This window comes from Streptomyces sp. NPDC050211 (assembly GCF_040656035.1).
Lineage (GTDB): Bacteria > Actinomycetota > Actinomycetes > Streptomycetales > Streptomycetaceae > Streptomyces.
Genome location: NZ_JBFALC010000010.1, coordinates 66507 through 93479, shown reverse-complemented (window position 1 = coordinate 93479; position 26973 = coordinate 66507). Strand labels below are relative to the sequence as shown.

The 26973-nt window shown below is 70.5% G+C and carries 25 protein-coding genes; 14 read left to right on the top strand and 11 right to left on the bottom strand.

Annotated features, from left to right (window positions below):
• Positions 1-9: 9 nt before the first annotated feature.
• From AB0I98_RS13265 to AB0I98_RS13240, 6 genes are all read right to left on the bottom strand, one after another.
• Positions 10-852, bottom strand: a complete 843-nt coding sequence (locus AB0I98_RS13265; protein WP_362939773.1) for a Crp/Fnr family transcriptional regulator — start codon at positions 850-852, stop codon at positions 10-12.
• Positions 853-917: 65 nt separating this feature from the next.
• Complete coding sequence (locus tag AB0I98_RS13260) at positions 918-1403, bottom strand: hypothetical protein (protein ID WP_362939770.1); 486 nt, start codon at positions 1401-1403, stop codon at positions 918-920.
• 113 nt (positions 1404-1516) lie between these two features.
• Positions 1517-2305 (bottom strand): methyltransferase domain-containing protein, encoded by a 789-nt coding sequence (locus AB0I98_RS13255; RefSeq protein WP_362939767.1) that lies wholly within the window; start codon positions 2303-2305, stop codon positions 1517-1519.
• A complete protein-coding gene (locus tag AB0I98_RS13250) occupies positions 2302-3864 on the bottom strand; it encodes a radical SAM protein (protein WP_362939764.1) in 1563 nt (520 codons plus the stop codon). The genes AB0I98_RS13255 and AB0I98_RS13250 overlap by 4 nt, the downstream gene beginning before the upstream one ends.
• Positions 3865-4003: 139 nt before the next feature.
• Complete coding sequence (locus AB0I98_RS13245) at positions 4004-4459, bottom strand: MauE/DoxX family redox-associated membrane protein (RefSeq protein WP_362939761.1); 456 nt, start codon at positions 4457-4459, stop codon at positions 4004-4006.
• Positions 4460-4875: 416 nt separating this feature from the next.
• Entirely contained in the window at positions 4876-5448 is a 573-nt protein-coding gene (locus tag AB0I98_RS13240) for an SRPBCC family protein (RefSeq protein WP_362939758.1), read from the bottom strand.
• 132 nt (positions 5449-5580) lie between these two features.
• On the opposite strand from AB0I98_RS13240, the gene AB0I98_RS13235 reads away from it, so the two are divergent.
• On the top strand, positions 5581-6249 hold the full coding sequence (locus tag AB0I98_RS13235; protein WP_362939755.1) for a CDP-alcohol phosphatidyltransferase family protein: 669 nt from the start codon (positions 5581-5583) through the stop codon (positions 6247-6249).
• Positions 6250-6439: 190 nt separating this feature from the next.
• Here the strand turns inward: AB0I98_RS13235 and AB0I98_RS13230 are convergent, their stop codons facing one another.
• The 3 genes from AB0I98_RS13230 to AB0I98_RS13220 all read right to left on the bottom strand — a co-directional run bounded on the left by AB0I98_RS13230 (position 6440) and on the right by AB0I98_RS13220 (position 9225).
• Positions 6440-6580 (bottom strand): hypothetical protein, encoded by a 141-nt coding sequence (locus AB0I98_RS13230; protein ID WP_362939753.1) that lies wholly within the window; start codon positions 6578-6580, stop codon positions 6440-6442.
• Between the two features lie 27 nt (positions 6581-6607).
• A complete protein-coding gene (locus AB0I98_RS13225; protein ID WP_362939750.1) occupies positions 6608-8869 on the bottom strand; it encodes a heavy metal translocating P-type ATPase in 2262 nt (753 codons plus the stop codon).
• An 80-nt stretch (positions 8870-8949) separates the two neighbouring features.
• Positions 8950-9225, bottom strand: a complete 276-nt coding sequence (locus AB0I98_RS13220; protein ID WP_362939747.1) for a heavy-metal-associated domain-containing protein — start codon at positions 9223-9225, stop codon at positions 8950-8952.
• 175 nt (positions 9226-9400) lie between these two features.
• On the opposite strand from AB0I98_RS13220, the gene AB0I98_RS13215 reads away from it, so the two are divergent.
• The 3 genes from AB0I98_RS13215 to AB0I98_RS13205 all read left to right on the top strand — a co-directional run bounded on the left by AB0I98_RS13215 (position 9401) and on the right by AB0I98_RS13205 (position 14008).
• Positions 9401-10309 (top strand): hypothetical protein, encoded by a 909-nt coding sequence (locus tag AB0I98_RS13215; protein ID WP_362939744.1) that lies wholly within the window; start codon positions 9401-9403, stop codon positions 10307-10309.
• A gap of 1249 nt (positions 10310-11558) precedes the next feature.
• Positions 11559-12710, top strand: coding sequence for a PLP-dependent cysteine synthase family protein (locus AB0I98_RS13210; RefSeq protein WP_362939741.1), 1152 nt, complete (start codon positions 11559-11561; stop codon positions 12708-12710).
• Entirely contained in the window at positions 12707-14008 is a 1302-nt protein-coding gene (locus AB0I98_RS13205; RefSeq protein WP_362939738.1) for an MFS transporter, read from the top strand. The genes AB0I98_RS13210 and AB0I98_RS13205 overlap by 4 nt, the downstream gene beginning before the upstream one ends.
• A gap of 80 nt (positions 14009-14088) precedes the next feature.
• Here AB0I98_RS13205 and AB0I98_RS13200 read toward each other — a convergent pair whose 3' ends face one another.
• A complete protein-coding gene (locus tag AB0I98_RS13200) occupies positions 14089-14736 on the bottom strand; it encodes a TetR/AcrR family transcriptional regulator (protein ID WP_362939735.1) in 648 nt (215 codons plus the stop codon).
• 122 nt (positions 14737-14858) lie between these two features.
• Between AB0I98_RS13200 and AB0I98_RS13195 the strand changes: the two genes are divergently transcribed.
• Both AB0I98_RS13195 and AB0I98_RS13190 read left to right on the top strand, forming a co-directional pair.
• Positions 14859-16424, top strand: coding sequence for a DHA2 family efflux MFS transporter permease subunit (locus AB0I98_RS13195; RefSeq protein ID WP_362939733.1), 1566 nt, complete (start codon positions 14859-14861; stop codon positions 16422-16424).
• Positions 16421-17857 (top strand): MFS transporter, encoded by a 1437-nt coding sequence (locus AB0I98_RS13190; RefSeq protein WP_362939730.1) that lies wholly within the window; start codon positions 16421-16423, stop codon positions 17855-17857. The genes AB0I98_RS13195 and AB0I98_RS13190 overlap by 4 nt, the downstream gene beginning before the upstream one ends.
• A 392-nt stretch (positions 17858-18249) precedes the next feature.
• Here AB0I98_RS13190 and AB0I98_RS13185 read toward each other — a convergent pair whose 3' ends face one another.
• Positions 18250-18468: a heavy-metal-associated domain-containing protein gene (locus tag AB0I98_RS13185; protein WP_362939727.1), complete on the bottom strand. Its 219-nt coding sequence runs from the start codon at positions 18466-18468 to the stop codon at positions 18250-18252.
• Positions 18469-18626: 158 nt separating this feature from the next.
• Here AB0I98_RS13185 and AB0I98_RS13180 point away from each other — a divergent pair, with 158 nt between their 5' ends.
• From AB0I98_RS13180 to AB0I98_RS13145, 8 genes are read left to right on the top strand one after another with little or no spacing between them, the layout of a single operon-like run.
• Positions 18627-18977, top strand: a complete 351-nt coding sequence (locus tag AB0I98_RS13180; protein ID WP_362939724.1) for an NADH-quinone oxidoreductase subunit A — start codon at positions 18627-18629, stop codon at positions 18975-18977.
• Positions 18968-20326, top strand: coding sequence for a hypothetical protein (locus tag AB0I98_RS13175; RefSeq protein WP_362939721.1), 1359 nt, complete (start codon positions 18968-18970; stop codon positions 20324-20326). Before AB0I98_RS13180 ends, AB0I98_RS13175 begins: the two co-directional genes overlap by 10 nt.
• The gene (locus AB0I98_RS13170; protein ID WP_362939718.1) at positions 20319-21263 is read left to right on the top strand and encodes an NADH-quinone oxidoreductase subunit H; all 945 of its coding nucleotides are present in this window, start codon (positions 20319-20321) and stop codon (positions 21261-21263) included. Before AB0I98_RS13175 ends, AB0I98_RS13170 begins: the two co-directional genes overlap by 8 nt.
• A gap of 13 nt (positions 21264-21276) precedes the next feature.
• Positions 21277-21840 (top strand): NADH-quinone oxidoreductase subunit J, encoded by a 564-nt coding sequence (locus AB0I98_RS13165; protein WP_362940120.1) that lies wholly within the window; start codon positions 21277-21279, stop codon positions 21838-21840.
• Entirely contained in the window at positions 21837-22142 is a 306-nt protein-coding gene (gene nuoK, locus AB0I98_RS13160) for an NADH-quinone oxidoreductase subunit NuoK (RefSeq protein ID WP_020275585.1), read from the top strand. Before AB0I98_RS13165 ends, nuoK begins: the two co-directional genes overlap by 4 nt.
• Positions 22139-23989 (top strand): proton-conducting transporter membrane subunit, encoded by a 1851-nt coding sequence (locus tag AB0I98_RS13155; protein WP_362939715.1) that lies wholly within the window; start codon positions 22139-22141, stop codon positions 23987-23989. Before nuoK ends, AB0I98_RS13155 begins: the two co-directional genes overlap by 4 nt.
• Before the next feature lie 5 nt (positions 23990-23994).
• Positions 23995-25503: an NADH-quinone oxidoreductase subunit M gene (locus tag AB0I98_RS13150; protein WP_362939712.1), complete on the top strand. Its 1509-nt coding sequence runs from the start codon at positions 23995-23997 to the stop codon at positions 25501-25503.
• A gap of 5 nt (positions 25504-25508) precedes the next feature.
• Positions 25509-26930: an NADH-quinone oxidoreductase subunit N gene (locus AB0I98_RS13145; RefSeq protein ID WP_362940117.1), complete on the top strand. Its 1422-nt coding sequence runs from the start codon at positions 25509-25511 to the stop codon at positions 26928-26930.
• Positions 26931-26973 lie beyond the last annotated feature (43 nt).

Sequence of the window (26973 nt, the reverse complement as noted above, 5' to 3'; positions counted from 1 at the left end):
TTGATGACGTCAGCCCGCCGCGTCCTTGAGGCGATCGGTGTCGACGACGGTGATACGGCCCCGGGCGAGACGGATGAGGCCCCGGTCGGCGTAGTCGCGCAACACCTTGGTGCACGTCTCGCGGGATGTGCCGGCGAGCGCGGCGAGTTGGTCGTGGGTGAGGGCGACCTGGGGGTGGCGTCCGACGGGACGTAGCGGACCGGCCGGGGGCTGGGCGGTGGTCAGGGTGGTGAGCGTGGTGGCGATGCGTTGGGCGACGGTCTTGAAGACGCTGTCGGACAGGCGTTGTTCGAGGTCGGCGAGGCGGCGGCCGAGGATCGCGGTGATGCGGGCGGCGATTCGGGCGTCCGAGAGCAGGAACCTGTGGACGTCGGCGCGGCTCATCACACAGACGGTGACGTCGTCGAGGGCCTCGGCGTAGTTGTCGTACATGTGCTGCCCGAGCAGAACCATCTCACCGAAGATGGTGCCCGGCGTGATGATCGCCGTGGTGAGGGCGCGGCCGTCCGCGGAGACCCGGAAGATGCGCACTCGGCCGCGTTTGAGGATGAACAGCACCTCGGACGGCTGGGACGGCGCGTGCAGAATCTCCCCGGCGCTGTACGTCTTCATCGGCGCCGCTCGGGCGATGGCTTCCATCTCCGGCTCGGACAGGTCGCAGAAGATGTCGACCTCGGACAGGCACCAGGTCCGCTCGTCGGCGTCGGCGTCCGCTGCGGCGTCGGTCATGGTGTGCGTCTCCTCGCGTCGTCCCGGGGCCCAGGGCGGGGGCGCGGCACCCCATGCCGGGCCGGCCAGCGCCTCGGCGCCGTCGGCCAGACAGTAGGGCACCGCACCTGCCTCGGCTGCCATGCGGCGCGGCGTGGCCCTCGGTCGAGGGCTGCCGGGGTCGGGTATGGACGCGGGCGGTACGGGGCTCATCCTCGGGCCGAGCCGCTGTTCTCGTTCATTGTCCGAGCGACGACGGCGTACGTCACTCCGGCCAGCAGCCCGAAGACGAGGTGGGCGCCGAGGCTGGAGGACGTGACGTCGTTCCACTCGAAGACGGGCATGCCCATGTTCGCGGGCATGATCCACAGAGCCCCGACGACCCACCACGCCGCGCCGTAGGCCAGGCCGAGGACGAGGGCGGATACGAGGCGCTCGGCGAACCGGCCCAGCAGCGCGCCGAAGGTGACGCCGGCGAAGAGCGCGATGCCCAGGTGGATCAGCCAGCCGGCGACGGCGTTGGTGGAGCCGAGGAGCCCGGCGACCATGGTGATCATCGCGGTGTCCATCATCGGCCGGGACACCGACATCCAGATGCCCATCCCGACGCCTCCGACCAGTCCGGCCGCGGCCCCCCACACCGCGTGGACCGGGATGACGGCCGTGCCCGGGGATACCCGCAGGGTGGTTGTCATGATGAGTGCCCCTCTCACATGCGGTGATGTCTCCTGTGGGTTCGACGCTATGACTCGTGCAGGGTGCAGGTATGTGAGGGCGCTTACGTACGCAGGGGTAGACGGCAGGGGCGTCAGGGGGATTTCACCGCGGTCAGCAGGGCGTAGCCGAGCGTGCCGTCGGCAACGGCAGCACGAGCTGCTCTGAGCACGTTCGGGGCCGCCGTGAGGTCCACGCCGGCGTCGCTGAGGCGGGTCGGGGCGGTGATCCGCAGCAGGTTCAGGCGTGCCTCGATCTGGTCGATCATGCGCAGCATGGCCTGGTCGTGGCGCTCGGTGGCCGTGACGTGCAGGCCGGCTCGGGCCAGGATCTGTGCGTATGCGTCCAGGGGGCGGGCGTCGGCCACGCAGGCGATGCGGGCGCCGAGGCCGAGCAGTTCGGGCGGCAGCCGGTCCGGGTCGGTGGTGACGTCGGTGATGCCGACGCGCCCGCCGGGCCTCAGCACGCGGGCGAACTCGGCGGCTGCCCGGGCTTTGTCGGGGAAGGTGCACAGTGCGCATTCGCACACCACCGCATCGAACATCCCGTCGTCGTACGGCAGGCGCTCGGCATCGCCGGTGGTGAACACGGCCCGCCCGGCGAGGCCGGCGGCGTCGGCGGCACCTTGTGCCAGGGCGGTGTTGGCGGGCGCGTAGTCGATGCCGTCCACTCGTACTCGGTGGACGTCGGCGAGCAGCAGTGCGGTGGTGCCCCGGCCGGAGGCTACGTCCAGCACGCGCATGTCCGGGGTGAGAGTGAGCGCGCCGGCCAGGCGGCGGGTGAGGGCGGTGCCGCCGGGGTGGTAGGAGTCGCCGAGCAGCAGGGCGACGATGTCCCTGGAGTAGGCGTCTGCGCAGCAGGACTTGATGTCGTCGTGATTCACGGCCGGTGCTCCGGGGACTTCGTGGTCTTCGAGCCGTAGGGGGTGTCGGTGAGCCGGTCTGCGAGGGGCAGCGCGTTGGGTGCCACGTCGGCGACGGGGACACCGGACATCTGGGCGCGGATCTGTTCGCGGTAGCCGACGGAGTTGTACGCGCAGAACGGGATGAGCCGCCCGTCCGGGGTGATCTCCTCGACGCAGCACTTCATCAGTTGCTTGACGTTCAGGGTGTAGGGGTCCTGGAAGTCCTGGACCACGATCATGAACGCCTTGTCGTTGAGGTCCTTGACGGCCTCGGGCAGGTCGATGCCGCAGGTGTCCGCGCAGTCCAGGGCCTCGGCGGTCGCCCGGAGCTTGTCCTCGGTCGTGGCCGTGCCCATGAACGCGGAGGCCGACCACAGCTTCTCCAGGGCCTCGCGGATGCCGTCGTCGGGCATGACCCGGTTGGTGACGTAGTCGAGGTAGTCCTCGACGTTCAGCAGCCGCGGGATGGGGACCACGATGCGGTCGCCCGGCACGCCGTCCACCAGCAGGTAGGTGATCGAGCGGCAGGTGGGGAAGCAGCACGGCACGGGGAAGAAGTCGCCCTTGGCGAACCAGTCGGGAAGTTGCTCGCCGATCAGGCGGATCACATCGGGGTTGGTGAGACGGTTCAGCGGGTCGAAGGGGACGTGCCGGCCGGAGTGGGTGACCGGCTGGAAGGCCACCGAGCGGACGGCCGGGTGGTCGACGCCGTACTCGATGATGGCGCCCAACTCGTGTTCGTTCAGCCCGTGTTCGACCGCGGCGACCAGGGTGACGGTGAGGCCGGCCTCGGCGCAGTTGTCCAGGGCCCGCTGTTTGAACGTACGCAGGTCCCGGCCCCGGATCTCCAGGTGGGTGCGCTCGTCGAAGCCGTCGAACTGGAGGTAGACGTTCACCGACCTGCCGGGCGTCTGGTTGCGCTTGCCGAGTTCGGCGACGAAGGTCGTGTCGGTGGCGAGGCGGATGCCGTTGGTGTTGAGGGTGACGTTGCGGATGGGGCGGTCCTGGGCGAGATCGATGAAGTCCAGGATGTGTTTGTGGATGGTGGGTTCCCCGCCGGAGAACATCACCACCTCCGCCTCACCCTCCGAGGCGACGAACGTGTCCAGCATGCGCGCGCATTGCTCGTGGGTGATGGAGTAACCGTCCGGCTGGTGACCGGAGTCGGCGAAGCAGATCGGGCAGTCCAGGTTGCAGCCGGTGTTGACCTCGATGATGCCCAGGCAGGCGTGCTGCTTGTGCTCCGGGCACAGCCCGCAATCGCTGGGGCAGCCGTCGCGCACCTCGGTCTGGAAGGTCAGCGGAATCGTGCCGGGCTTGTTGAAGCGGGACGAGGACAGGTACTCCTCCGCATCCCCGTAGACCAGCGCCTCGAACTCGCCGTGCTCACGGCAGCGCTTACGCAGGTAGACCTTGTTCTCACGAACGTTGACCTGGGCGTCGACGGGCGTCTTGCACATCGGGCAGATCGACTTGGTGAACTCCACGAACACCTCGTCGCGGTCCACCTTGCGCCTCGGCGCGGGGGCTTGGGTCATCCTGGGCTCCTTCACCTGCGGTTGCGGCCGGGCTCCCGCGCCGGCCTGGGCAGTTCGAGGGGACACGGTCGGGCACCAGTCCTCGGGCCGGGCGCCGTGACGGCGCCGGACCCGCCACCACGCCCCCCGACGAGGGTGATCACGGGATACGGACATGACGGCTCGCCCCCACTCCACCGGCAGGTTCCCGGGCGGAGGCCCTGCGGGCGGCGCGCAGCAGCAGTCCGGCGTACAACAGCGTCAGGGCATCCTGGAGCAGCACGAACCAGCTCAGCGACTGCGTCAAGTAGACCCCGAAGCAACCGCAGTTGGACACCGTCAGCCCACGTGCGTACGCCTGGACGGCCAGCAGCGACCACACCACCGACACCGCCGTGTACACCCACACCGGGGCGAGAGCCTTCGACCGCGGGCGAGCCAGGAACCAGACCCCGCACACCAGCTCGCCCGCGATCAGTGCCACGGCCAGAGCGGCCGCCGCGACACCGGCCACCAGCCCGTACGCCCCCAGAATCTCGGGCATGCGGCCGAAGGAGGCGAGCTGGCCGACCGCCATCGCGGCATACACCGCACCGAGCACCATCCGCAGCACCATGACCTGAACGCTAGGCCGGGAAAGGGCCCAAGAACTGTAAGCGCGCTCACCGAACCAGCACCTTGATCGGGGAAGTCGTCGCCCTGCTCGTGGACGGAGGCGTCGTCGGCTCGCAGGCTGTCTCGGACCGTCCGTCGGATTCGGTACCAGCCGTGCAGCCAGGGCAGGACCCGTTGCTGGAGGCTCTGGCCGGTGCTGCCGTATCCGGCGGGTCCACTGATCGCGGTGCCGAGGAGCTGGGGTCACTCGGAGCCGCTCTGCGGGCAGGCCAACCGGCAGTCACCGGCCCGGTCTCGCGTGGGCGGAGGCTGCCGGGCGCTCCCGTCTTCGACCGCGGCCTCTGTCAGCGGGCGGTCGGAGTGCTCCTGCCGGGAGCGGGTGATCGTTCCGCCGGTGAACGGGCGAAGGCCGAGGGCTCAAGGCAGGGCCGCGCGCCGCTCCGCCTCCTGCCGGACCGTGGCCAGGGACGCGGCCACGGTTGCCTCCCACCGCGAGGCGACCTGAGCGCCCCACCACTGCCCGGCCCGCCACAAGTCGGTGGCGAGTTCGCCCTCGTACACCAGCCGCGTGCCCCCTTCGTGGTCCCGCAGCGTGAAGGACTCCGTGACGGCGGGCACGGGGCCGCGCACCAGGCGGAAGTCGACCCGCTCCGGCCGGGTGAACCGCACTGTCTCCACCGTCGTCGCTGTCAGACGCCCGCCTGCCACCGGGGTGTGATGGGCGGCGAGCACCATGTCGGATCCCCGCTCCACCACCTGCACCTTCTCCCGCATCGCCCGGGTCGCCCGCCCAAGATAGGGCTGAGCGATCACTTCAAATACCGTCTCGCGTGGTGCTGCGATGTCGACGGTCTGTGGCCCGAGTGGGCGAGTCCGCCGCCCCATCCCCAGATCGAGCGGCAGGGCGCCCGTGACGAGACCCAGATACCCGGCCACCACCGCACCCCCGCCCGCCACCGCCACGACCGCCAGCCGCCCGAACCCGGCCATGCAGAGCTCCTTCCGCTCCTTCAACAGCAGAACGCTACGGCCGACGCGTTCTGGTGATCCGTAAGCGCGCTCACGTTCAGGCGTCGGCCTGGTCGCCTACCGTGAATGCAAGGCCACCGGAAAGGCGAGGTCGTGCGGGTATCCGACATCGACGACGACAGCCGCGCCGCGACCAACGCCCTATTGGCGGCAGCGCGAGAAGCCCAGTGGAGACCTCACGCCGTCGCCCGCTTCCTGGGGCAGGCTACCGAGCGGTCGGCCCGGCAGGCGGCCCGTCGCCCCAGGGCACTCGCCGAACTCACCGCTCTGCACTGCCTGCTGCTACCCCTGACCCGGAACCGCCAGGACCGCAGATGGGTCACAGCCAGCTGGACACTCGGCGCACTTCACCTGGGCCTGCTGGAGCGCCGTGACCGGCTCTCCGCCGCCGACACGCTCACCCTGATCCGCGGCAACCTCCCCGCCACGTCCGTCGGGTCGAGCCGCTTCTCGGGCGTGCTCGCGATCGCGTCCGATCTGGCGGACGGCCACCTGGCCCGGCGTCAGGCCACCGAGTCCCCGTTCGGCGACTACGCCGACGCCTTCGCCGACGCCGCGTTCTGGACGTGGCTCGCCCTGTGGCACGAACCGAGCCGTACGGTTCGGGCGGCGGCGATCGCCGCCTGGGCGGCACCGGTCGTCGCGGTCACCGCCGTCGCCCTCGTCCGCGGCGCCATGCCGGAACGGCCTCGTCCTGCGCTGCTGCGCCCGGCCGCGGCGATGCAGGGCGTTGTCGCGCTCCGGCACCTGCTACGCCGCTGATCCCGCGGTGCCGCTCCGCGTCGGCTCCTGCGTGCCTTGCACCACGACGCCCTGCCAGAACCGCCATGGTTCTCGATCCGGCGGGCGAACGGCGCGGGTGCGGGTAGTACCAAGCCGGGGCCGGTTGGTTTCCCGTCGACGGTGACGGCGCGGTAGCGGGCGAATCCCTTCAAGCGAATCCTCTCGAGAATCACAGCGACCGGCTGCGGGTCTCGGTGAAGTACCCGCGCCGCAGCGCCTCGGGCGGGAAGTGCGCAGTTCGGCCAGACGCCCCCTCGATCCGGCGCAGTCGTCGGACGATGTCGTCCTTCTGGGCGTGGTATCCGGCCACGGTGGCCTCCTCCTTCCTGTTGGCTGCTCAGCGGTCGGCGGGCTGGAAGCCGCGCAGGCGGAGGCTGTTGCCGACCACGAAGACCGAGGAGAAGGCCATGGCTGCTCCGGCGATCATCGGGTTGAGCAGGCCGGCCGCAGCGAGTGGCAGGGCCGCGACGTTGTAGGCGAAGGCCCAGAAGAGGTTGGACCTGATGGTGCCCAGCGTCTTGCGGGAGAGGCGGATGGCGTCCGCCGCGACCCTCAAGTCGCCCCGCACCAGCGTGAGGTCGCCCGCTTCGATCGCGGCGTCCGTACCCGTTCCCATCGCCAGACCCAGGTCGGCCTGGGCCAGTGAGGCGGCGTCGTTGACGCCGTCGCCGACCATGGCGACCGAACGGCCCTCGCTCTGCAGGCGCTTGACGGCGTCGACCTTGTCCTGCGGCATGACCTCGGCGATCACATGCTCAGGTGCGATGCCCACCTCCGCGGCGACCGCCTCGGCGACCGCCTTGTTGTCACCGGTCAGCAGCATCGGCGTCAGGCCGAGGGCACGCAGCCGCCGGATGGCCTCCGGACTGGTCTCCTTGATCGCGTCGGCGACCTCGAGGACCGCGCGGGCTTCGCCGTCCCAGGCGACCGCGATGGCGGTACGTCCGGCCGCTTCGGCTTCGGCCTTGGCGCGCCGCAGTTCCTCCGGCAGGGAGATGACCCACTCAGCGAGCAGCTTCTCGCGGCCGACGAGAACCGCGTGGCCCTCGACGACGCCCTGGACACCGAGCCCGGCGATGTTCGCGAAGTCCTCCGGGGCGGGCAGTGTGCCGACCCGGGCGGCGGCGCCGGTCGCGACGGCCTGGGCGATGGGGTGCTCGGAGGAATGCTCCAGGGCGCCCGCGAGGCGCAGGACCTCGTCCTCGTCGGTGCCGTCGGCGGTGTGTACGGCGAGCAGGGTCATCTTGCCGGTGGTGACGGTGCCGGTCTTGTCCAGGACGATCGTGTCGACCTTGCGCGTCGTCTCCAGGACTTCCGGACCCTTGATGAGGATGCCGAGCTGGGCGCCGCGCCCGGTGCCGACCATCAGCGCGGTCGGCGTCGCCAGGCCCAGGGCGCACGGGCAGGCGATGATCAGGACGGCGACCGCTGCGGTGAAGGCGGCGGTCAGGCCCGCGCCGTTGCCGAGCCAGAAGCCCAGGGTGCCGAGTGCGAGGGCGATCACGACCGGGACGAAGACCGCGGAGATCTTGTCGGCGAGCCGCTGGGCGGAGGCCTTGCCGTTCTGCGCGTCCTCCACGAGCTTGGCCATGCGGGCGAGCTGCGTGTCAGCGCCGACCCTGGTGGCCTCGACGACCAGGCGGCCGCCGGCGTTCAGCGTGGCTCCGATGACGGCATCCCCCGTGCCGACCTCGACCGGCACCGACTCTCCGGTGAGCATCGAGGCGTCCACGGCGGACGAGCCCTCGACGACCACACCGTCGATGGCGATCTTCTCGCCGGGCCGTACCAGGAACCGGTCGCCGACCTTCAAATCACCGACGGGAATGAACGCTTCGCGCCCGTCGCGCAGGACGGTGACTTCCTTGGCCCCCAGCTCCAGCAGGGCCTTGAGCGCAGCGCCCGCCTTCCGCTTGGAGCGGGCCTCGAAGTAGCGCCCGGCCAGGATGAAGGCGGTGACCCCGGCGGCGGCCTCCAGGTAGATGTTCCCGGCGCCGTCGGTGCGGGCGATGCTGAGCTCGAAGGGATGCGTCATGCCGGGCGTCCCGGCCGTGCCGAAGAACAGCGCCCACAGGGACCACAGGAACGCCGCCGAGGTGCCGACGGAGATCAGCGTGTCCATGGTGGCGGCGCCGTGCTTGGCATTGGTCCAGGCGGCCTTGTGGAAGGGCCAGGCGGCATACGTCACCACGGGCGCTGCCAGCGTGAGCGAGAGCCACTGCCAGTACTCGAACTGCAGCGCCGGGATCATGGCCATCGCGATCACGGGCACAGCGAGGATCACGGCAGCCGTCAACCGCTGGCGCAGCGGCCGCAGTTCGTCGCCCTCGTCCTGCGCGGAGCCGCCGCCGGCTTCCGGCTCGGCGCGTACCGGCTCGGGCTCCCGGGCGGTGTAGCCGGTGGCCTCGACCGTCGCGATCAGATCGGTCACGGCTATGTCCTCACGGAAGGTGACCTTGGCCTTTTCCGTGGCGTAGTTGACGGTGGCCTCGACCCCGTCCATGCGGTTGAGCTTCTTCTCGATCCGGGCGGCGCACGAGGCGCAGGTCATGCCGCCGATGGCGAGTTCGACCTCGGCGCCGGGCGTGGTGGTGGTCATGTCTGCTCCTCGCAGCTCACGGACTCGATGGGGGAGGGGCGGGGCCGGTCGGGCAGGGCGGCCCCGCCGATGCTGGTGGGTCAGGCGGGCACGCGGCCGGCGAAGTCGTAGCCGGCCTCGTCGACGGTCTTGGCGATCAGCACGTCGAGCGCCTCGTCGGGCTCGCCGGCGGTGGTCACGGTGACCAGGCCGGTGCCGATCTCGACGTCGACCGCGGTGATCTCGTCCAGACCGCCCACCGCCTTGGCGACGATGCCCTGGCAGTGAGCACTGCCGACGCCGTCGACCTTGTAGGTGGTCTTGATCTGCGCGCTGGTGTGGCAGCTTCCGTCAGAGGTGCAGCAACTGTTCGACATGGCATTCTCCGTAGCTGGGTGACTTATACCCCTTGGGGGTACCGGTAACGGCTTCATGTATACCCCCCACCCGTATTCCGTGCAAGGTCGATCGCTACTTGACTTCATACCCCCTAGGGGTATTTTGAAGTGCATCGGCCGTACCAACGAGCGGCCCGGAGATGAGGAGTGGGTCATGAACACCGGACTGCGGATCACCGTCTTCGCCGCCGCGCTCGCCGCGACCTTCGGCACCGCCTACGGTGTGGGCGGCACAGTCGACGCGATCTCGCCCGGACCGCAGGGTGGTGCTCACGGCGGTCCCGACGGTCACGTGGCCGCAGGGCACGAGGAGACGCGTGGCGGCCATGAGGCGGCAGCGCCGGGAGGCCTCGAGATCGCACAAGGCGGCTACACACTCGACCTGAAGACCCCGCGCGTCGAGGCCGGCAAGAAGGCCGAGCTGCGCTTCGCCGTCGTACAGGACAGCACCGGCCGCAAGGTCACCGCCTACCAGCGCGAACACGGCAAGGAGCTGCACCTCATCCTCGCCTCGCGAGATCTGAGCGTCTACCGCCATCTGCACCCCGCCCGCGCCGCGGACGGCACCTGGTCCACGCCGGTGGACCTGCCCAAGGCCGGCAGCTACCGCGTCTTCGCCGACTTCAAGCCCTGGGGTGGCGAGGCGCTCACCCTCGGCGCGGACCTCGCGGCGTCCGGCACGTACCAGCCCACTGAGCTGCCCGAGCGCAACACGACCGCCAGGACCGATGGCTACGAGGTGAAGCTCGACGGCGACCTGACCCCCGGCAAGGCAAGCGAACTGACGCTGACGGTGAACAGGGGCGGCAAGCCGGTCACGGACCTTCAGCCGTACCTGGGTGCCTACGGCCACCTCGTCGCCCTGCGCTCCGGTGACCTCGCCTACCTACACGTCCACCCCAACGGCGAGCCCGGCGACGGCAAGACCCGGCCCGGCCCCGAGGTCTCCTTCACGGCTACGACGCCCAGCGCCGGCGCGTACCGCCTGTTCCTGGACTTCCAGCACGAGGGCAAGGTGCGCACGGCAGCCTTCACGGTGCGTGCGGCGGGGGACGCACACTGAGGCGCGTGCACACTCGCCGTAGCAAACCGGCCAATCGCCTGGCGAGTTGACCCGACGTTGCCGGGTTGGTGGTCGATCAACACTCCCAAGCAGCTAGGATCACGGCATGGTTACGGCTTGGTCGCCCTGGCGCACAGTAAGGACCCACTCCGGTGCGGGTCCGCTGCTGCGTGTGCTGGCCATGGCCGTGCTCCTGTTCGGTGTCCTCGTGACACACGGCGTGCACGTCGAGAGTGTCCGGGGACATCTCTCCACCAGTGCAACGCCCCCTGCCGCAGCGCCGTTTGATGGCATTCACCATGCTGCCGTCGAGCCTGCACCGCAGTTGGCCGCGGAAGCGGACGATCACCATGGTGGTCACGAGTCGTCGCATCCTGGTGAGCAGTGCGCATCCGGGCAGCCTCAGCAGGGTCCTGTCCTGGTAACGCCCTGCTTTGCAGCGTCGGTTCGCGAATCGACCAGTGCCGACGACGCCTCGGCCGTGCGTGTGCCTGCCGCTCGTGAGCCAATGGGCGGAGCATCACCGGCGGCACTGAGAGCAGCATCCGTGGTGCGGCAGGTCTAGAAGTACAGAGTCCTCCAACTGGCATGCCGGTTGTCACCGGCATGCCGTCCTGCCCCCCCACTCATGTCTGCGCCTCCCTCCGCTCTCGTCGGAGAGGTGGCAGCAGCGCGGAGGACCTGTGCCGACACTTTCCCGTACGCCCGCGCACGCGCCGTGGGCGCGATACGGCTCATCGCGGTGGCGCCGACTCGTCTCTGCCATCACCCTCGTGGTGGCGCTCATGCTGTGCACCGTCATGCACGGTGTGCCGGACGAGACTCACGGGCCGGATTCCCTCCCTGCCGCTTCTTCGGCGATGGCTGTCGGCGGGGAGCCTCACGGGCCCCACGCCCCCCACGGGGACGAGGACTGCGCAACGGACCTGATCATCCGTACAGCGGCCCAGTCAGTGGAGGATCTTTCCCTCGCCGCGCTGACCGTGGTCGTACTCGTCGCCGTGACCATGGCGTTGGCGAGACCCCTCGTACGGCATGAATCTCGCAGACGTCGCAGCGTACGCACCGGCCGCGAGGCGCTCGTGCGTACGTCGCGGTGGCGGATCTAGACCACTCGCTCGCAGCCGACCGAATTCACCGGCTGCCGCGCACCCATGGCCTGATCGCGGACCGACGGTCCGCCCTGTCGCCCTGGGGCGCGAGATGAACCCGCACCGTGCCTTCATCGAGCGAGAGTGAACACACAGACATGGCTTCATTGATCAAGACCGCGGCCGCCTCCGGCCAGTCGGCCCTGTCCGGGCTGGTGGGCAACACCCCGCTGCTGCGGGTGTCGGAGCCGCTGACCCCGGCTGGGCGCGGCTTCTGGGCGAAGCTCGAGGGGTTCAATCCCGGCGGTATCAAGGACCGCCCGGGGCTGCACATGGTGGAGCGGGCCAGGGCCCGTGGCGACCTGCGGCCCGGCGGACGGATCATCGAGTCCACCAGCGGCACCCTGGGCCTGGGTCTGGCCCTGGCTGGGATGGTGTACGGCCACCCGGTCACCCTGGTCACCGACCCGGGACTGGAGTTGTCCATGACCCGGCTGCTGACCGCGTACGGCGCCCAGGTCAACGTCGTCTCCGAGCCGCATCCCACGGGCGGCTGGCAGCAGGCCCGCCGCGACCGCGTGCAGCGGTTGCTGGAGCAGCACCCCGACTCCTGGTGTCCGGACCAGTACAACAACCCCGACAACGTCGCCGCCTACACCCCGCTGGCTCTTGAACTCGCCTCCGATATGGGCCACATCGACGTGCTGGTGTGCAGTGTGGGTACCGGTGGTCACTCGGCCGGCATCTCACGGGTCCTGCGCCAGCTCTACCCGGAGCTGACCGTTGTCGGCGTGGACGCCCCCGGTTCGACGATCTTCGGCCAGCCCGCCCGGCCGCGGCTGATGCGCGGACTCGGCTCCAGCATCTACCCCCGCAACGTCGCCTACGAGAACTTCTCCGAGGTGCACTGGGTCTCCCCGGCCGAGGCGGTGTGGACCTGCCGCCAACTGGCCGCCTCCCACTACGCCACCGGCGGTTGGAGCGTCGGCGCGGTCGCACTGGTGGCCGGCTGGCTGGCCCGGACGATGCCCGCGGACGCGCGGATCGTCGCGATCTTCCCCGATGGTCCGCAGCGCTACCTGGGGACGGTCTACGACGACGACTACTGCGCCGCCCATGGCCTGCTGGATTCCCCACCGGCCCCCGAGCCGGAGTTGATCGGCCGCCTGGACGAGAAGGAGGTCGCTCGCTGGACCCGGTGCACCACCGTCGTCGATCCCCTCACCCTGCAGGTCGCAGCTCAGGACCTCGCCGCGGACGCCGCGGACATCCTGGGCGCCGGGTCGGACGTGCCGGAGGAGGGCCGTTGAAGGGGCTGCTCACGCAGGTACGGTCGTACGAACGCAGCGTCCAGCTGTTGATGGTGAACCAGTTCACCATCAACCTCGGCTTCTACATGCTGATGCCCTACCTGGCCGCCCACCTGTCCGGCACGCTCGGGCTGGCCGGCTGGATCGTCGGACTCGTCCTGGGCGTACGGAACTTCAGCCAGCAGGGGATGTTCCTGGTCGGCGGCACCCTCGCCGACCGGCTCGGCTACAAGCCGATGATCGTCGCCGGGTGTGTGCTGCGGACCCTCGGTTTCGCGACGCTCGGGCTGGTGGATTCGCTGCCCGCGCTGCTGGCCGCGTCCGCGGCCACCGGGCTGGCCGGGGCGCTGTTCAACCCGGCCGTACGGGCGTACCTCGCGGCCGACGCGGGGGAGCGCAGGGTCGAGGCGTTCGCGCTGTTCAACGTGTTCTACCAGGCGGGCATCCTGCTGGGCCCGCTGGTCGGCATGGTGCTGACCGGCGTGGACTTCCGCATCACCTGCCTGGTGGCGGCCGGGATCTTCGCGCTGCTGAGCGTCGTACAGATCCGTGCGCTGCCCGCCCGGCGGTCCGAGGACACCAAGCGGCAGGACAGCGAGGGCGGTCAGGGCGTACTCGCCCAGTGGCGCGGCATCCTCGCCAACCGGCCCTTCCTGCTCTTCTCCGTCGCCATGATCGGCTCGTACGTCCTGTCCTTCCAGGTGTATCTGGCGCTGCCTCTGGAGGTGCGCCGGCTCGGCGGCGACGGGGAGTTCGGCACGGCGGCGGTGGCGGTGCTCTTCGCCGTCTCCGGGCTGAGCACGATCCTCGGCCAGACGCGGGTGACGGCCTGGTGCAAGGCGCGGTACGAGCCCGGGCAGGCGCACGTGCGCGGGCTGGCGGTCATGGGCCTGGCCTTCGTACCCCTGCTGGTAGCCACCGCCGTGCCCGTACCGGAGTCGGGGATCGGGCTGTGGCTGCTCGCGGCGGTGCCGCCGACGCTCGCCGCCCTGCTGCTGGCCGTCGGCACGATGATCGCCTACCCCTTCGAGATGGACACCATCGTCCGTCTCTCCGGTGACCGCCTCGTCGCCACCCACTACGGGCTGTACAACACGATCTGCGGCATCGGCATCACGGTCGGGAACCTGGGTACGGGCGCCGCGCTCGACGCCGCCCGCGCGGCCGGGATGCCCGCACTGCCTTGGATCACGCTGTGCGTGCTGGGCCTGGCGTGCGCGGCCGCCCTGTACGGCCTGCACCGCACCGGCCGACTGACGGCGCCACCCGCCGCCGAGCCGCTGCCCGCCACCGCCTGACCCAACGGCTCTCCGGCGCAGGGGCGGGGCACCGCACGGTGCTCCGCCCCTGTCGGGCTGTCCTCGACGCGGATGGGCGGCTATGTGCCCCGAGGGCCGTAGTGGTCGAGGTACATGTCGACGCCGCTGGTGATGAGACGGTCCGTCAGGTCCTCGTCGATGTGCGTGCCGTAGGAGCTGAAGACCATGTGGGGGAAGACCAGGAGGCCGTAGAACTGGATGATCGCCACCTGTAGGTCGGGGATCTCCAGCCGGCCTTGCTCCGTGAGGGCGCGCAGGGCGCCTGCGACGGCGGGATGGTGGCTTTCCGTGCCACGGTGTCTCCAGGCCTCGCCCAGCTCCGGGAAGCGGTGGAGTTCGGCGGCGACGAGGTTGCGCAGCGCGGTGACCTCGTGGTTGGTGCGGACGGCGTGGACCCAGGTGCGGGCCGCTTCGACGAGGGCGGCCCGCAGGTCCTCGGCTTCGGCCAGGCCTTCCAGTGCGGCCGACGACTCCCCGGCGAGCGGCTCGTCGAGCGCGCTGGTGATGACCGCCGTGAACAGGGCTTCCTTGCTGCCGAAGTGGTTGTAGACGGTCACCTTCGACACGCCTGCCTCGGCGGCAATGGTGTCCATACCGACGCCGAAGCCCTCCCGTAGGAACAGCTCGCGGGCGGCCCGCACGATGGCCTGCCGCTTGAGCTCCGCACGGGGTCCGCTGGGGGGCTGCTTGACGCTGTCCACGCTCATGAGCCCGACCCTAGCACCCACCTGAACTGTACGGTTGAGTTCATATGAACTGAACAGTATGGTTCAGTTAGTCGCGCGGTCGAGCGAGACCGTGCACGAGAAATGGGGACCTCGTGCCTTCCGTGACTCATCCGGTAGCCGCCGTACCGCAGACGGCCGACCCGCCGGTCCGGCGGTGGCTGACCCTCGCCGTCGTGAGCGTGAGCCTGCTGGTCGTCGGCCTCGACACCACCGTGCTGAACGTCGCCCTGCCGACCCTCGTCGGTGAACTCGGCGCCTCCACCAGCCAGTTGCAGTGGATCGTCGACAGCTATGCGCTGATGTCCGGCAGCCTGGTGCTGTTCTGCGGCAGCCTGGCGGACCGGCTCGGCCGTAAGTGGATTTTCATGGCCGGCCTGGCGCTGTTCACGGCGGCGTCCGTGGTCGCCGCATACGCCGGATCCGTGACCACCCTGGTTCTCGCACGTGGAGTCATGGGTGTCGGCGAGGCGCTGATCATGCCGGCGACGCTCGCTGTCATCGGGAACGTCTTCCCGCGCGGCGCCGAACGCACCAAGGCCATCGGCATCTGGTCGGCGGCCGTCGGCGTCGGGACGGTGATCGGGCCGATGGTCGGCGGCTGGCTGCTGAGCCACTACTGGTGGGGATCGGTGTTCCTGATCAACCTCCCCATAGGCATCGCGGGCCTGATCGCCGCCGCTCTGCTCGTGCCCAACTCCCGTGCGCCCGAGAGCGGGCGGCTGGATCCCGCCGGGGCGCTGCTGTCCGTCGTGGCCGTGGCAAGCGTGCTCTGGGCGGTCATCGAAGGGCCCGACCGCGGCTGGACGAGCCCTGCCGTGCTGGCCGCTTTCGCGGCGGGTGCCCTCCTGCTGGTCGCCTTCCTCGCCTGGCAGCGCCGGGCCGCGTCCCCGATGCTGCCGCCCAGGATCTTCAGGCACCGGGCGCTCGCCACGGGTGACCTGCTGGTGCTGCTGGGTGCGTTCGCGCTGATCGGCACGCTGTTCGTGGCCGTGCAGCACTTCCAGTTCGTGCTCGGGTACAGCCCCGGGCAGACAGGGCTCCGGCTCAGCCCGGCCGCGCTCGCGTTGCTGGTCGCCGGACCGCTGGCGGGCGTTCTCACGCCACGCATCGGAATGCGCGCGGTGTCAGCCGTGGGGCTCGCCCTGTTGTGCGCCTCTTCAGCGGTGCTCGCCACCACCGGGGCGACGGACGGCTACGGCCGGGCTCTCGTGGCGATGCTGCTGCTGGGCGCGGGCGCCGGATTCGTCATCACCGCGACCAGCGACGCCATCGTCGGCTCGCTGCCCGAAACCGACCTCGGCGTGGGCTCGGCCACCAACAGCGCCGCCATCCAACTCGGCGCGGCGACCGGAGTCGCCGTCATGGGCAGCCTGCTCTCCGACCGTTACCGCAGCGGACTCGACGACATATCCGCGCCTGTTCCCGAGGGCCTCCTCGACTCCGCGAAGGAGTCCCTGGGCATCGCGCTCGCCCTCGCCGAGCAACTGCCGGGCGGGGCCGGAAACGCCTTCGCCGAGGCCGCCCGCCGCGCGTTCGTCGACGGCATGGGACCGGCGATGTTCGCCGGGGCCGGTGTCACCGCGGCGGGCGTGCTCCTCGCCCTCTTCCTCGCCCCGGCCCGCGGCGCGGACCCGACCGGAACAACACACCCGAAGGACTCGTCATGACCCACTCCGCAGCCGGTGCCCCGCACACGGCCGAACACGGCCATCACCCGCCTGCCGACCCGCGCCGCTGGGCAGCCCTCGCACTGATCTGCCTCGCCCAGTTCATGCTGATCCTCGACGTCACCGTCGTGAACGTCGCCCTGCCCGACATGGCGGCCGACCTCGACCTCGGCCGGGAGACCCTGACCTGGGTGGTCACCGCCTACACCCTGTGCTTCGGCGGGCTGATGCTGCTCGGCGGCCGACTCGCCGACGCCCTCGGCGCCCGCCGCACCCTGCTCGCCGGACTAGTTCTCTTCACAGCCGCCTCACTGGTCACCGGTCTGGCCCAGAACGCCCCGACGCTGCTCGGCGGCCGAATCGGACAAGGCGTCGGCGCCGCCCTGCTGTCCCCGGCCGCGCTCTCCATCGTCACCACGACCTTCCACGGCACCGAACGCAACAAGGCGCTCGGCGTCTGGGCGGCGATCGGCGGCACCGGCTCGGCGGCCGGCGTACTCCTCGGCGGAGCCCTGACCGACGGACCCGGCTGGCAATGGGTGTTCTTTATCAACGTGCCCGTCGGGCTGCTCCTGCTACTCGCCCTGCCCGCCTTCGTCCCGGCCCGAGCACCGCGGCCCGCACGGCTCGACGCCCCCGGCGCGCTGCTCGTCACCGCGGGCACCGCAGCCCTGATCTATGGCCTGGTCAAGGCGGGGGACGCCGGCTGGGCGGACGCTTCGACCCTGCTGCCGCTGGCCGGTGCGGTACTCGCCTATGCGGCCTTCGCGCTGGTCGAGCGTGCCAGCCGGGCTCCGCTGATGGATCTGCGGATGTTCACCCGGCGGCCGGTGCTCGCCGGTGCCTTCCTGATGCTGATCGCCACCGCCCTGCTGATCGCGTTCTTCTTCCTCGGGTCCGTGTATCTCCAGCACGTCCGGGGATTCAGCCCGCTGCGGACCGGGCTGGTGTTCCTGCCCGTCGCCGTGGCCACCGGCATCGGCGCCCACCTCGGGTCCCGGCTCGTGGGCCGGATCGGCAGTCGCTCGACCTCTGTCGCGGGCATGCTCGTCGCCACCGCCGGAACCATTCCCCTGACCCAGTTGTCGGAGACCGGCAGCGTGTACGCCGGACTCCTGCCCGGCTTCGTGATCGCGTCGTTCGGCATCGGCGCGGTGTTCGTCACCGCCACGACGACCGCGCTGGCCATGGTGGAGCACCAGGAGGCGGGGCTCGCCTCGGGAGTCGTCAACACCTTCCACGAGGTGGGCGGCTCGATCGGCGTCGCCGTCGTTTCGACCGTCGCGGCTTCCGGCTTCGAGCGAGGCGCGGTGGGTGGCTTCGCCGACGCGTTCACGGTGTGTGCGGTGGCGGCCGCCGTCAGCGCCGTCGTGGCCCTGGGCCTCGTACCGCGCGGCAAACCGCAGTCGACCGGCGGCCCACACGTGCACTGACCCGGGCAACAAGTCCCGACAGTTCCTCCGGTGCCGGGAGCCGCAGCGGTAGCACTCTGCTGCAGCCTCCGGCCACCGGCGCCCCGACTCAGTGGGCGTGTCCGTCCTCCGCGTGACCGGCTTCTTCTCGTCTGCGCCGGTTCCGGTGCTTTCGGCGCTGGGTGAGGCCTTGGGCGCCGTCGTTCCGGGGTCCTCGTCGTACGACGTCGCGCGAGGAAGGACACGGCCTGCACGCCGTGTCGGCGGCCTAAATCCGCAGGACTGCCTGCTGCGCCATACCTACGCCTTGCGAACGAGGTGGATCTGGCGGTCGGAACAGGCCGGTCGCGCGGCCGCCTGCGCCTCCTGTGCAGGGGGAGCAGAGCAGTCCTCGTCGTGGTGACCGGACCAGCTCAGCGAACCGTGCGGCCGACGAGCTCGTAGCCGGCCTCGTCGATCGCGGCGGCGACGGCGCCGGGATCCAGCTGCCGTTCGCTGGTCACCGTGACCTGGCCCGACGGCAGATCCACCTGGACGTCCTCGACTCCGGGGAGGCCGCTGAGTTCGGAGCTGACGGCCTGGACACAGTGGTCGCACGTCATGCCTTTGACGTCGTACACCTTCTGAACCATGTTCTTGCTCCTTCCCAAGAGGAGCACCCATCATACCCCCAGGGGGTAAGCTCTCCCCGAGGTGGGAGTGGATCCGGCGGTATCCCGACCACTAACGTCCTTAGTGGTGTAGCGCTTCACCATAAGCCGTATGACGTCGAGAACGGAGGTCGGGCGGGATGGACGCATGGCAGCCGATGCTGGTCCTTCTCGGTGTGGTCGGGGCGGGGCTGGCGATCCTCTACGGCTTGGGCCTGTGGCTGGCGGCAGCGCGGACTCCCCTGGAGACGGGCCCTTTCGCCGGAGGTCTCAAGCCGGCCGAGCACGCCGTTTCCCGGTTCCATGTGCGCTGGTACGCGGTCACCATGATCTTCCTGGCCTTCGACATGGAGATGCTCTTCATGTACCCGTGGGTGAAGGTCGTCTCTGAAGTGGGCACCACAGCCGTCGTCGAGATGTTCCTCTTCCTGGGGATCCTCTTCGCTGCGGTGGCCTACGCCTGGCGCGAGGGAGCCCTGCGGTGGACCTGAGAAGTCTTCTGCGGCGTACGGCGATGCAGCGTCCGGCGGTGCTGGCGGTAGCGCTGCCCGGAGCGACGGACATCCGGCTGGAGGTGGAGGCAGAGGTACGCCGGCGGGGGTGGGCGGTGGCGGGCGCCCCGGCCGCCGCCGACCTGTTGGTCGTCTGTGGCCCCCCGGAGTCGCGGGACGCGCAGTGGCTGGACGACATCGAACGGTCGATGCCGGAGCCGGCCGTGCGCATCGTGGTCGAGGAGACCGGGCATGCCGCACACGCGCTCGAGATGGCGCGGAGGGATCTGACGGACAGGGCGGTGACTCCGCGCGAGACCAACGCAGAGGAGCGTCAGGAGGCCGCGGCGGGTGAGCCTGGCGGTCGTGCGCATGGGGAGCACCGGGGGCACCGTGATGATCACGGCCACGGCGACGCGCCCCACGGCAGCGCGCCGCCTCCAGCACCAGACGATCAAGGCCATTCGAACCACTCCATGGACCACGAACATGGCGGCCATGCGGCTCACTCCGGGCATATGGATCACATGGGCCACGACATGCATGCCATGGGTGATGTGGCGGGCCTGCCCATGGCCGAACGGGCCGACGACCGTGACGAGCTGAGACTCGATCAGCTGCACGTACCGATCGGCCCCGGCCTGACCGACTGGCCAACGGGGCTCGTTCTCCGACTCACTCTGCAAGGAGACGTCGTTCAGGACGTAGAGGTCGACCACTTCCCCGTACCGCCCGGCCATCGACTGCCCTTCTGGGACGAGCCATGGCTGCGGGCGGCGCAGGGGGAGGAAGTCACCAGCGGAAGTGCGGCGCGTCGGCGCTGTGCCGCGCATTTGGACAGTGTGGGGCGGCTCCTCGCTGTCGTCGGCTGGGACGACGTCGCCGCGCGGTGCCGTCGGCTGCGGGACGAGCTGCTGTCGGGGGCGCCGCGCGCGGGGATCGGCGGCGACCTGCGCGGGGTACTGCGCAGAGTGCGGCGGTCACGCACCCTGCGTTGGTCGATCGCCGGGCTGGGGGAGTTGTCGTCCGCCAGAGCGGGCGAGGCAGGAGTGACCGGGCCGGCCCTCACTGCGGACGGGGACGCATACGACCGACTGCGGATCTGGCTGGACGAGCTCGAGCGCGGCCTCGAAGTACTCGACGACGAACAGCCGTTGACGCCGGACGAGCTCACCGGCCCACGCGGACGCCTGGACGGAGCGCGGCCGCCGTCGCAGGCGCTGCTCGACATCCTTCCGGAGTTGCTGACCGGCGCGGAGTTCGCCGGCGCACGGATCATCGTGGCCAGCCTTGATCCCGACCTCGATGAACTCGCGCTCGCGCCCGTGTCAGGAGCCGCCCATGTCTGATGCCGCGCCCCTCTGGGCGACCGTCATCCTCCCTGCCTCCCTGGCCGTGGCCGCCGTGATCACGGCTGGGTTCGACGCGGTGCTGTCCGGGGCGGCCGAGCGCGGTCCCGCCGGAAGTGTCCGGAAGGCTGGGCTGCGAGCGGTGGCCCCGTTACGCGAAGCCCTGCGGCTGCTCGTCCAGCAGCCGCGCCGCACAACAGCCGCGGATCGGCTCCTCGGACGGCTGGGCGTGGTGCTGGTCCCGGTGGCGGCGGTGCTCGCGGGTGCCGTACTGCCGTGGGGTTTCCGTTCGGTGAGCGATCCGTCCGTCGGCATCGTGTGGTTCAACGCGATGGAGGCACTGGCCTGGGCGGCGGTCTGGCTGGCGGGCTGGGGGCCGAACTCGGCGCTGTCGCTGATCGGTGGGTACCGGTTCCTGGCGCAGGGTCTGGCGTACGAACTGCCGCACATGTTCGCGATCACCACCGCTGCCCTGGGAGCCGAGTCGCTACGGGTCGGGGACGTGGTCGCGGCTCAGGGCGGGCTGTGGTTCGTGGTGTGGATGCCGGCCGCGTTCGTCGTCTACCTGCTGAGTGCGCTCGCGATGGCCTTCTGGGGGCCGTTCGCGTACCCGCTCGCACAGGACGCGGCCGGAGGTGCCGCCGTCGAACTGGCGGGCGTGGACCGGCTGGTGTTCCTGGGCGGCCGGTGGATGCTGCTCGTGGTGACCGCCGGCTTCAGCGTGCCGCTGTTCCTCGGCGGTGGGCACGGCCCGCTGCTGCCGGGCTGGGCGTGGACGCTGCTGAAGACGGCGGCGGTGCTGGCGCTGCTGGTGGCAGGGCGTCGGCTGCTGCCCGTGCTGCGGATGGAGCGGTACATGGAGCTGGCGTGGATGGTGCTGGTGCCGCTGACGCTGCTTCAGGCCCTGTTCGTGGCCGTCGTCGTCCTGAACCGATGAGGAGGTGATGACCGTGCTGGACGACACGATCTTCTGGGTGCTGGCTCTGCTGGCGGTGGCCAGTGGGGTCATGGTGTTCCGGTTCGACTCCATGGCCCGGGCGACGTACGCGCTGCTGGCCTCTCTCCTGTGCGTCGGCGGTGAAGTGCTGCTGCTCGGGCTGGACTACCTCGGGGTCGTGATCGTGCTGATGATGACCATCGAGATGGCCATCATGGCCGTATTCATGGTGATGTACATGATGAACCCGGCCGGGCTCATGCCGATGACCATGGTGCACAACACGAAGGGTGCGGCCGTGATCTGCGTGGCGGTCTTCGCCGTACTGGCCGCCGGGATTCTGCTCGCTCCCTGGCCGTCCCGGAGCGGCAGGCCGTCGGCCGATCCGACCATGGACCTGGGCCTGTCGCTGATGGGTCCGCAGATGCTCACCATGATGACCCTGGGCCTCGCCCTGTTCGCCACCATCGTCGCGACCGTCGTTCTGGCCACGCGCCGGGGCCGCTACGACCGTTTCGGCGACGACCTCAGGGCGCGCGCCGCCGACGACCCGGTACGGGGAGGGATGGGCCGATGAGCCTGGAACTCTTTCTGCTGCTCGCCGCGGCTCTGTTCAGCATCGGCCTGTTCGGCGCGCTCACCCAGCAGTCGATCGTGATGCTGATGATGGGGCTGGAACTGATGCTGGGCGGCATCATCGTCGGCGCGGCGGCCGTGTGGCACTACATCGCGCCGGCGGCGGCCGACGGGCAGGTGCTGGTCGTCCTGGCGGTCACGGTCATGGCGGTGGAGATGGCGATCGGCTTCGCCGTGGTCACCGCGCTGTTCCGGGCCCGTGAGGTCGACATGACCGACATGGCCGCGGAGTTGAAGGAGTGAGCGCCCTGCTGTGGGCGCTCGTCGCGCTGCCGCTGACCGTAGGGACGCTGCTCGCGGTCGTCGGCCGCCCGGCGGACCGGTACGCCCCGACGGTCGCGGTCGGTACGGCCGTTGCCGCACTCGGTCTCGCCGTCGCAGTGGCCTTCGAGCACCCCCGGGTTGAGGCGCCGCTGCTTGATGGGCTCCCCGCCGGGCTCGCAGTCGACGGGCTGTCGGGCCTCATGGTCGTCACCGTCACCGTGGTGACCGCGGCCGTCCTCCTGTTCAGCGTCGCCGACATCGGACCGGGGGAGGCACGCGCCCGCTTCTTCGGACTGATGCTGCTGTTCGCCGGCGCGATGCTGACGACGGTCACCGCGACCACGCTGACGGTCCTGCTGATGGCGTGGGAGGTGATGGGCGCCACCTCTTGGGCGCTGATCGGTTACTGGTGGCGCGACCCCGAGCGCGGCGATGCCGCCAACACGGCCTTCCTCACCACCCGCGCCGCCGACCTCGGCCTCTACCTCGCAGCCGGGGCGGCGCTGGCGAGCGGGCAGGTCGGCTCCCTCGCCCTTGACGAGCTCCCGGATGCGACCGGCGCGTGGTCGGCGGTCATCACCGTCGGCGTGATCGCGGCCGCGTTCGGCAAGTCGGCCCAACTGCCGTTCAGCTTCTGGCTGTCCAGGGCCATGCAGGGCCCGAGCCCCGTCTCGGCCCTGCTGCACTCGGCGACCATGGTGGTGGCCGGGGCGTACCTGCTGTTGCGGCTGGAGCCGCTGCTCGGGCAGTCCGGCTGGGGCAGGCCCGTCGTGGCGTGGACGGGTGCGGTGACGGCGGTGGTGCTCGGCCTGGTCGCCGTGGCGCAGACCGACCTCAAGCAGCTGCTCGCCGCCTCGACCTGCGCCCAGATCGGCTTCATGGTGCTCGCCGCCGGAGCCGGTGCGGTCACCGGCGGAACCCTGCAACTCATCGCGCACGCCGCCGCGAAGAGCCTGGCCTTCCTCGTGGCGGGCGCCTGGCTGACCATCCTGGGCACCAAGGCGCTGCCTGCCTTGCGGGGCGCGGCCCGGCGGCACCGTACGGCCGGGATCACTTTCAGCGTCGCGGCCCTGGCTCTGGCCGGGGTCCCGCCCTTGGCGCTGTGGGCGGCGAAGGACGTACTCCTCGCCGACGCTCTTGAGGACAACGCGGCGCTGTACGTGGTCGGGCTGGCCGGTGCGGTGATCTCAGCCGTCTACAGCGCGAAGGCGCTGTGGTTCGTCTGGCAGCCCGCTCCTGCAACGGATGACCGTCGGGAGCCGCTGCCGTATGCGACCCGGCTGCCGCTCGTGACCCTTGCCATCGCCTCCGTCGCCCTGACCGTCACATCCTTTCCGCCCGTACGGGACGCGGTCGAGCGGGTGCTCGGCGGTGGAGCGCAACCAACCCCGTTTGTATGGGAGTTCGCGCTATCTGGCGTGCTCGCGGTCGCCGTCTCGGCCGTGGTCTGGATCCGCGGCCCTCAACTCCGCACTCTGCCCAGCCGGATCACGGTCCGAGTTTCGGACTGGCTGCTCCTGGAAAGCGCGGCGCGTTTCCTCCTCGTACGCCCGGTCCTGCGCTTCGCCGACGCCCTCGCCGCCTTCGACGACCGGGTGCTGGACCACGCCGTCGAGGGCACGGCCCGCGGCTCGGTGCGGCTGGCCCAATGGACCAACGCCCAGGCCGAGCGGCTCGTCGACGGCACCGTGGAGGGCGTGGCGGACGGTGCCCGCGCGCTCGGCCGCTGGGCGCGCAGGCCGCAGACCGGGCAGTTGCATCAGTACCTCGCTCAGGCGGTCGCCGCCTTCACCGTCCTCGCCGTCGTCCTCGTCCTCGTGAGGTGACCGCCGTGCTCACGGCCATCGTCCTGCTCCCGACCGCCATGGCGGCCCTCCTGCTGTGCGTGCCGCGCAGCGCGCCACGCACTCTGTTCCTGACGGCCTGGGCGGCGACGGCCGCCGTCGAACTGATCCTGACGGTGATCGTCTGGGCGGGATACCGGGCCGACGGCGGCATGCAGTACGAGACACAGGCCCGCTGGATCCCCAGCGCCGGCATCAGCTACCACGTCGGAGTCGACGGCTTGTCCCTGCCGCTGGTGGCCGTCACCTGCGTGCTGTTCCTCGCCTGCGCCGCGTACGCCTGGCGCGAGACCCGGCGGCCCAGGGAGTTCGCGGCCCTGTTCCTGTTCCTCCAGACCACATGCCTCGGCCTGTTCGTCGCCCTCGACCTGATTCTGTTCTTCGTCTTCTTCGACCTGTCCATCGTGGCGATGTACTTCATCATCGCCGGGTGGGGACATAAGGACGCCGCCCGCGCCGCGCTGAAGTTCTTCCTCTACACCTTCATCGGCTCCCTCGCCCTGCTGCTCGGCTTCATCGGCCTCTACCTGGCCGCGGACCCGCACACCTTCGACATCGTCGAACTGACCGACACCAACCCCCTGACCGGGCGCTCCACTTACGGAGCCTTGGTCCTCCTCGCCATCGCCGTCGGACTGGCGGTCAAAACCCCGACCGTGCCCTTCCACACCTGGCTGCCGCCCGCCCACACCGACGCCCCGGCCGCCGGGTCGGCGATCCTCGCCGGGGTGCTGCTGAAGATGGGCGCGTACGGTTTCCTGCGCATCGCCATGCCCGTCCTGCCCGATGCCTGGCGGGACTACGCCCTCGCCTTCGTCGTCGTCGGCGTGGTCTCCGTGCTGTACGGAGCGCTGGTCGCCCTCGCCCAGACCGACTTCAAACGGATGGTCGCCTACACCTCCGTCAACCACATGGGCTACATCATCCTGGCGATCGGCGCGGCTGGTGCCGTCGGCACCGGGCAGGAGGAGGCCCGCCGACTCGCCGTCACCGGGTCCGTCTTCCAGATGGTCAGCCACGGGCTGCTGACCGGAGCGCTGTTCCTGCTCTCCGGCGTGCTGTACGAGCGCGGGCGGACGTACGAGATGTCCGCGTACTCGGGTGTCGCCGGGCGGGCGCCCGTCTTTGCCGCGCTGACCGGCGTCGCCGCTTTCGCCTCCCTCGGGCTGCCCGGCTTCTCGGGCTTCATCGCCGAGTTTCAGATCCTCACCGGGAGCCTGGGGCCGGAGCCGGTCGCCACGGGCCTGGCCGTGCTCGGGATCCTGCTCACCGCGGGTCTGTTCCTGCGTGCCCTGCAACAGGTCTTCCTCGGGCCGCTGCGGCTGCCCGTCGCCGCGCCCGGTGCCGACCGGCCGTTCCCCGACATCCGCGTTCACGAAGGGCTCGCGATCGTCCCGCTGCTGGCCCTGAGCGTCGTCCTCGGCCTTGCTCCCCGGTTCGTCCTCGACGTCATCGAACCCGCCTCGCGCACCGTGCTGGAGCTGCTCGCGCGATGAACGAGATGACCGGGATGAACGAGAACCCCCTCGACCTCCTGCCCGAGGTCCTGCTCGCCGCCTCCGCCGTACTCGGTCTGCTGCTCGGAGCGTGGCTGCCGCGCCGCCGCCAGTGGCTGGCCGGGGCTCTGGCGGGCGTGGCCTGCACCGGGGGGATCGTGGCCGCCGCGATTGCCGCGGCCAAGCCCGTGGAGACGGCTTTCGGCGAGTCCTTCGCCCTGGACACGCTCACGGCCACCAGCAGGATCGTCATCCTCGGCGCCACGCTGCTGGTCCTCGCGCTCGCCATGCCGCGCCTGTACGCCGACCCGCGCGAGACCGAGTTCTACGTCCTGCTTCAACTCGCCTCCGTCGGCGCCCTGATGATGGCCGGAGCCCAGGACCTGCTCCTCCTCGCCGCCGGTTACCTGCTGGCCAGCGTGCCCGCCTACGCGCTCGCCGGGTTCCGCAAGGACGGCCCCGGTACCGAGGCAGCTCTGAAGTTCTACGTCGTAGGCGCCCTCCTCGGCGTCGTGATGCTCGCCGGCATCACCATCCTGCTCGCCGCCGGGCGAGTCACGGCGTACCCCATGCTGCGCACTGAACTTGCCGAGGCCCCGGCGGGGCTGGTGGCGGTCGGCACGCTCGCCCTGCTCGCCGGTGTCCTGTTCAAGGCCGGCGGCGTGCCCGGCCACTTCTGGGTGCCGGACGCCGTCCAGGGCAGCTCGGCGCCCGTCGCCGCCTTCCTCACCACGATCCCCAAGATCGGCGCCCTGGCGGCGTTCTACCGGCTCGCCGCCGTGCCGCTCGCGGACGCCGACCTGCCGTGGGCCGACCTGGTGGCCGTGCTCTCGGTGGCCTCGATGACGCTGGGCAACCTGGCGGCCTTCTTCCAACAGGACGTCAAACGGCTCCTCGCGTACTCCACCATCAGCCAGGTCGGCTATCTTCTGCTCCCGGTGGCCGTTGCCGGACGCACCGACCTCGACCAGGAGGCGCTGCTGTACTACCTGGCCGGGTACGCGCTGACCAACCTCGGCGCCTTCGCCGTCGTCTGCGCACTCCCCGCAGCCCACACCATCGACGACTACCGGGGCCTGGCGCGGACCCAACCGGCCCTGCTGGCCTCGCTCGTCGTCTGCCTGCTGGGCCTGGTGGGCACGCCCCCGACGGCCGTCTTCCTCGGCAAGCTGGAAGCCTTCAGCGCGGCCTTCGACGGCGGCTACGCATGGCTTGCGGTCGTCGCGGCCGTCAACACGGTGGCTTCGCTCTTCTACTACTTGCGCTGGATCGCCCCGGCGTTTCTCGCACGCGCTCCCGTGGGTGATCCGGGTACGCGGTCAAGATCAGCTGCCGTCATTGCCTACGCGGCGGCGATCGGATCCGTCGTCCTCGGGCTGCTGGGCGGGGCCGTCCTGGACATGCTGGGCGGACCGCTCGCGCGATGACGCGCCCAGTCGCGCGCCGGAGGAATCGCGGGAGCAGTGGCGC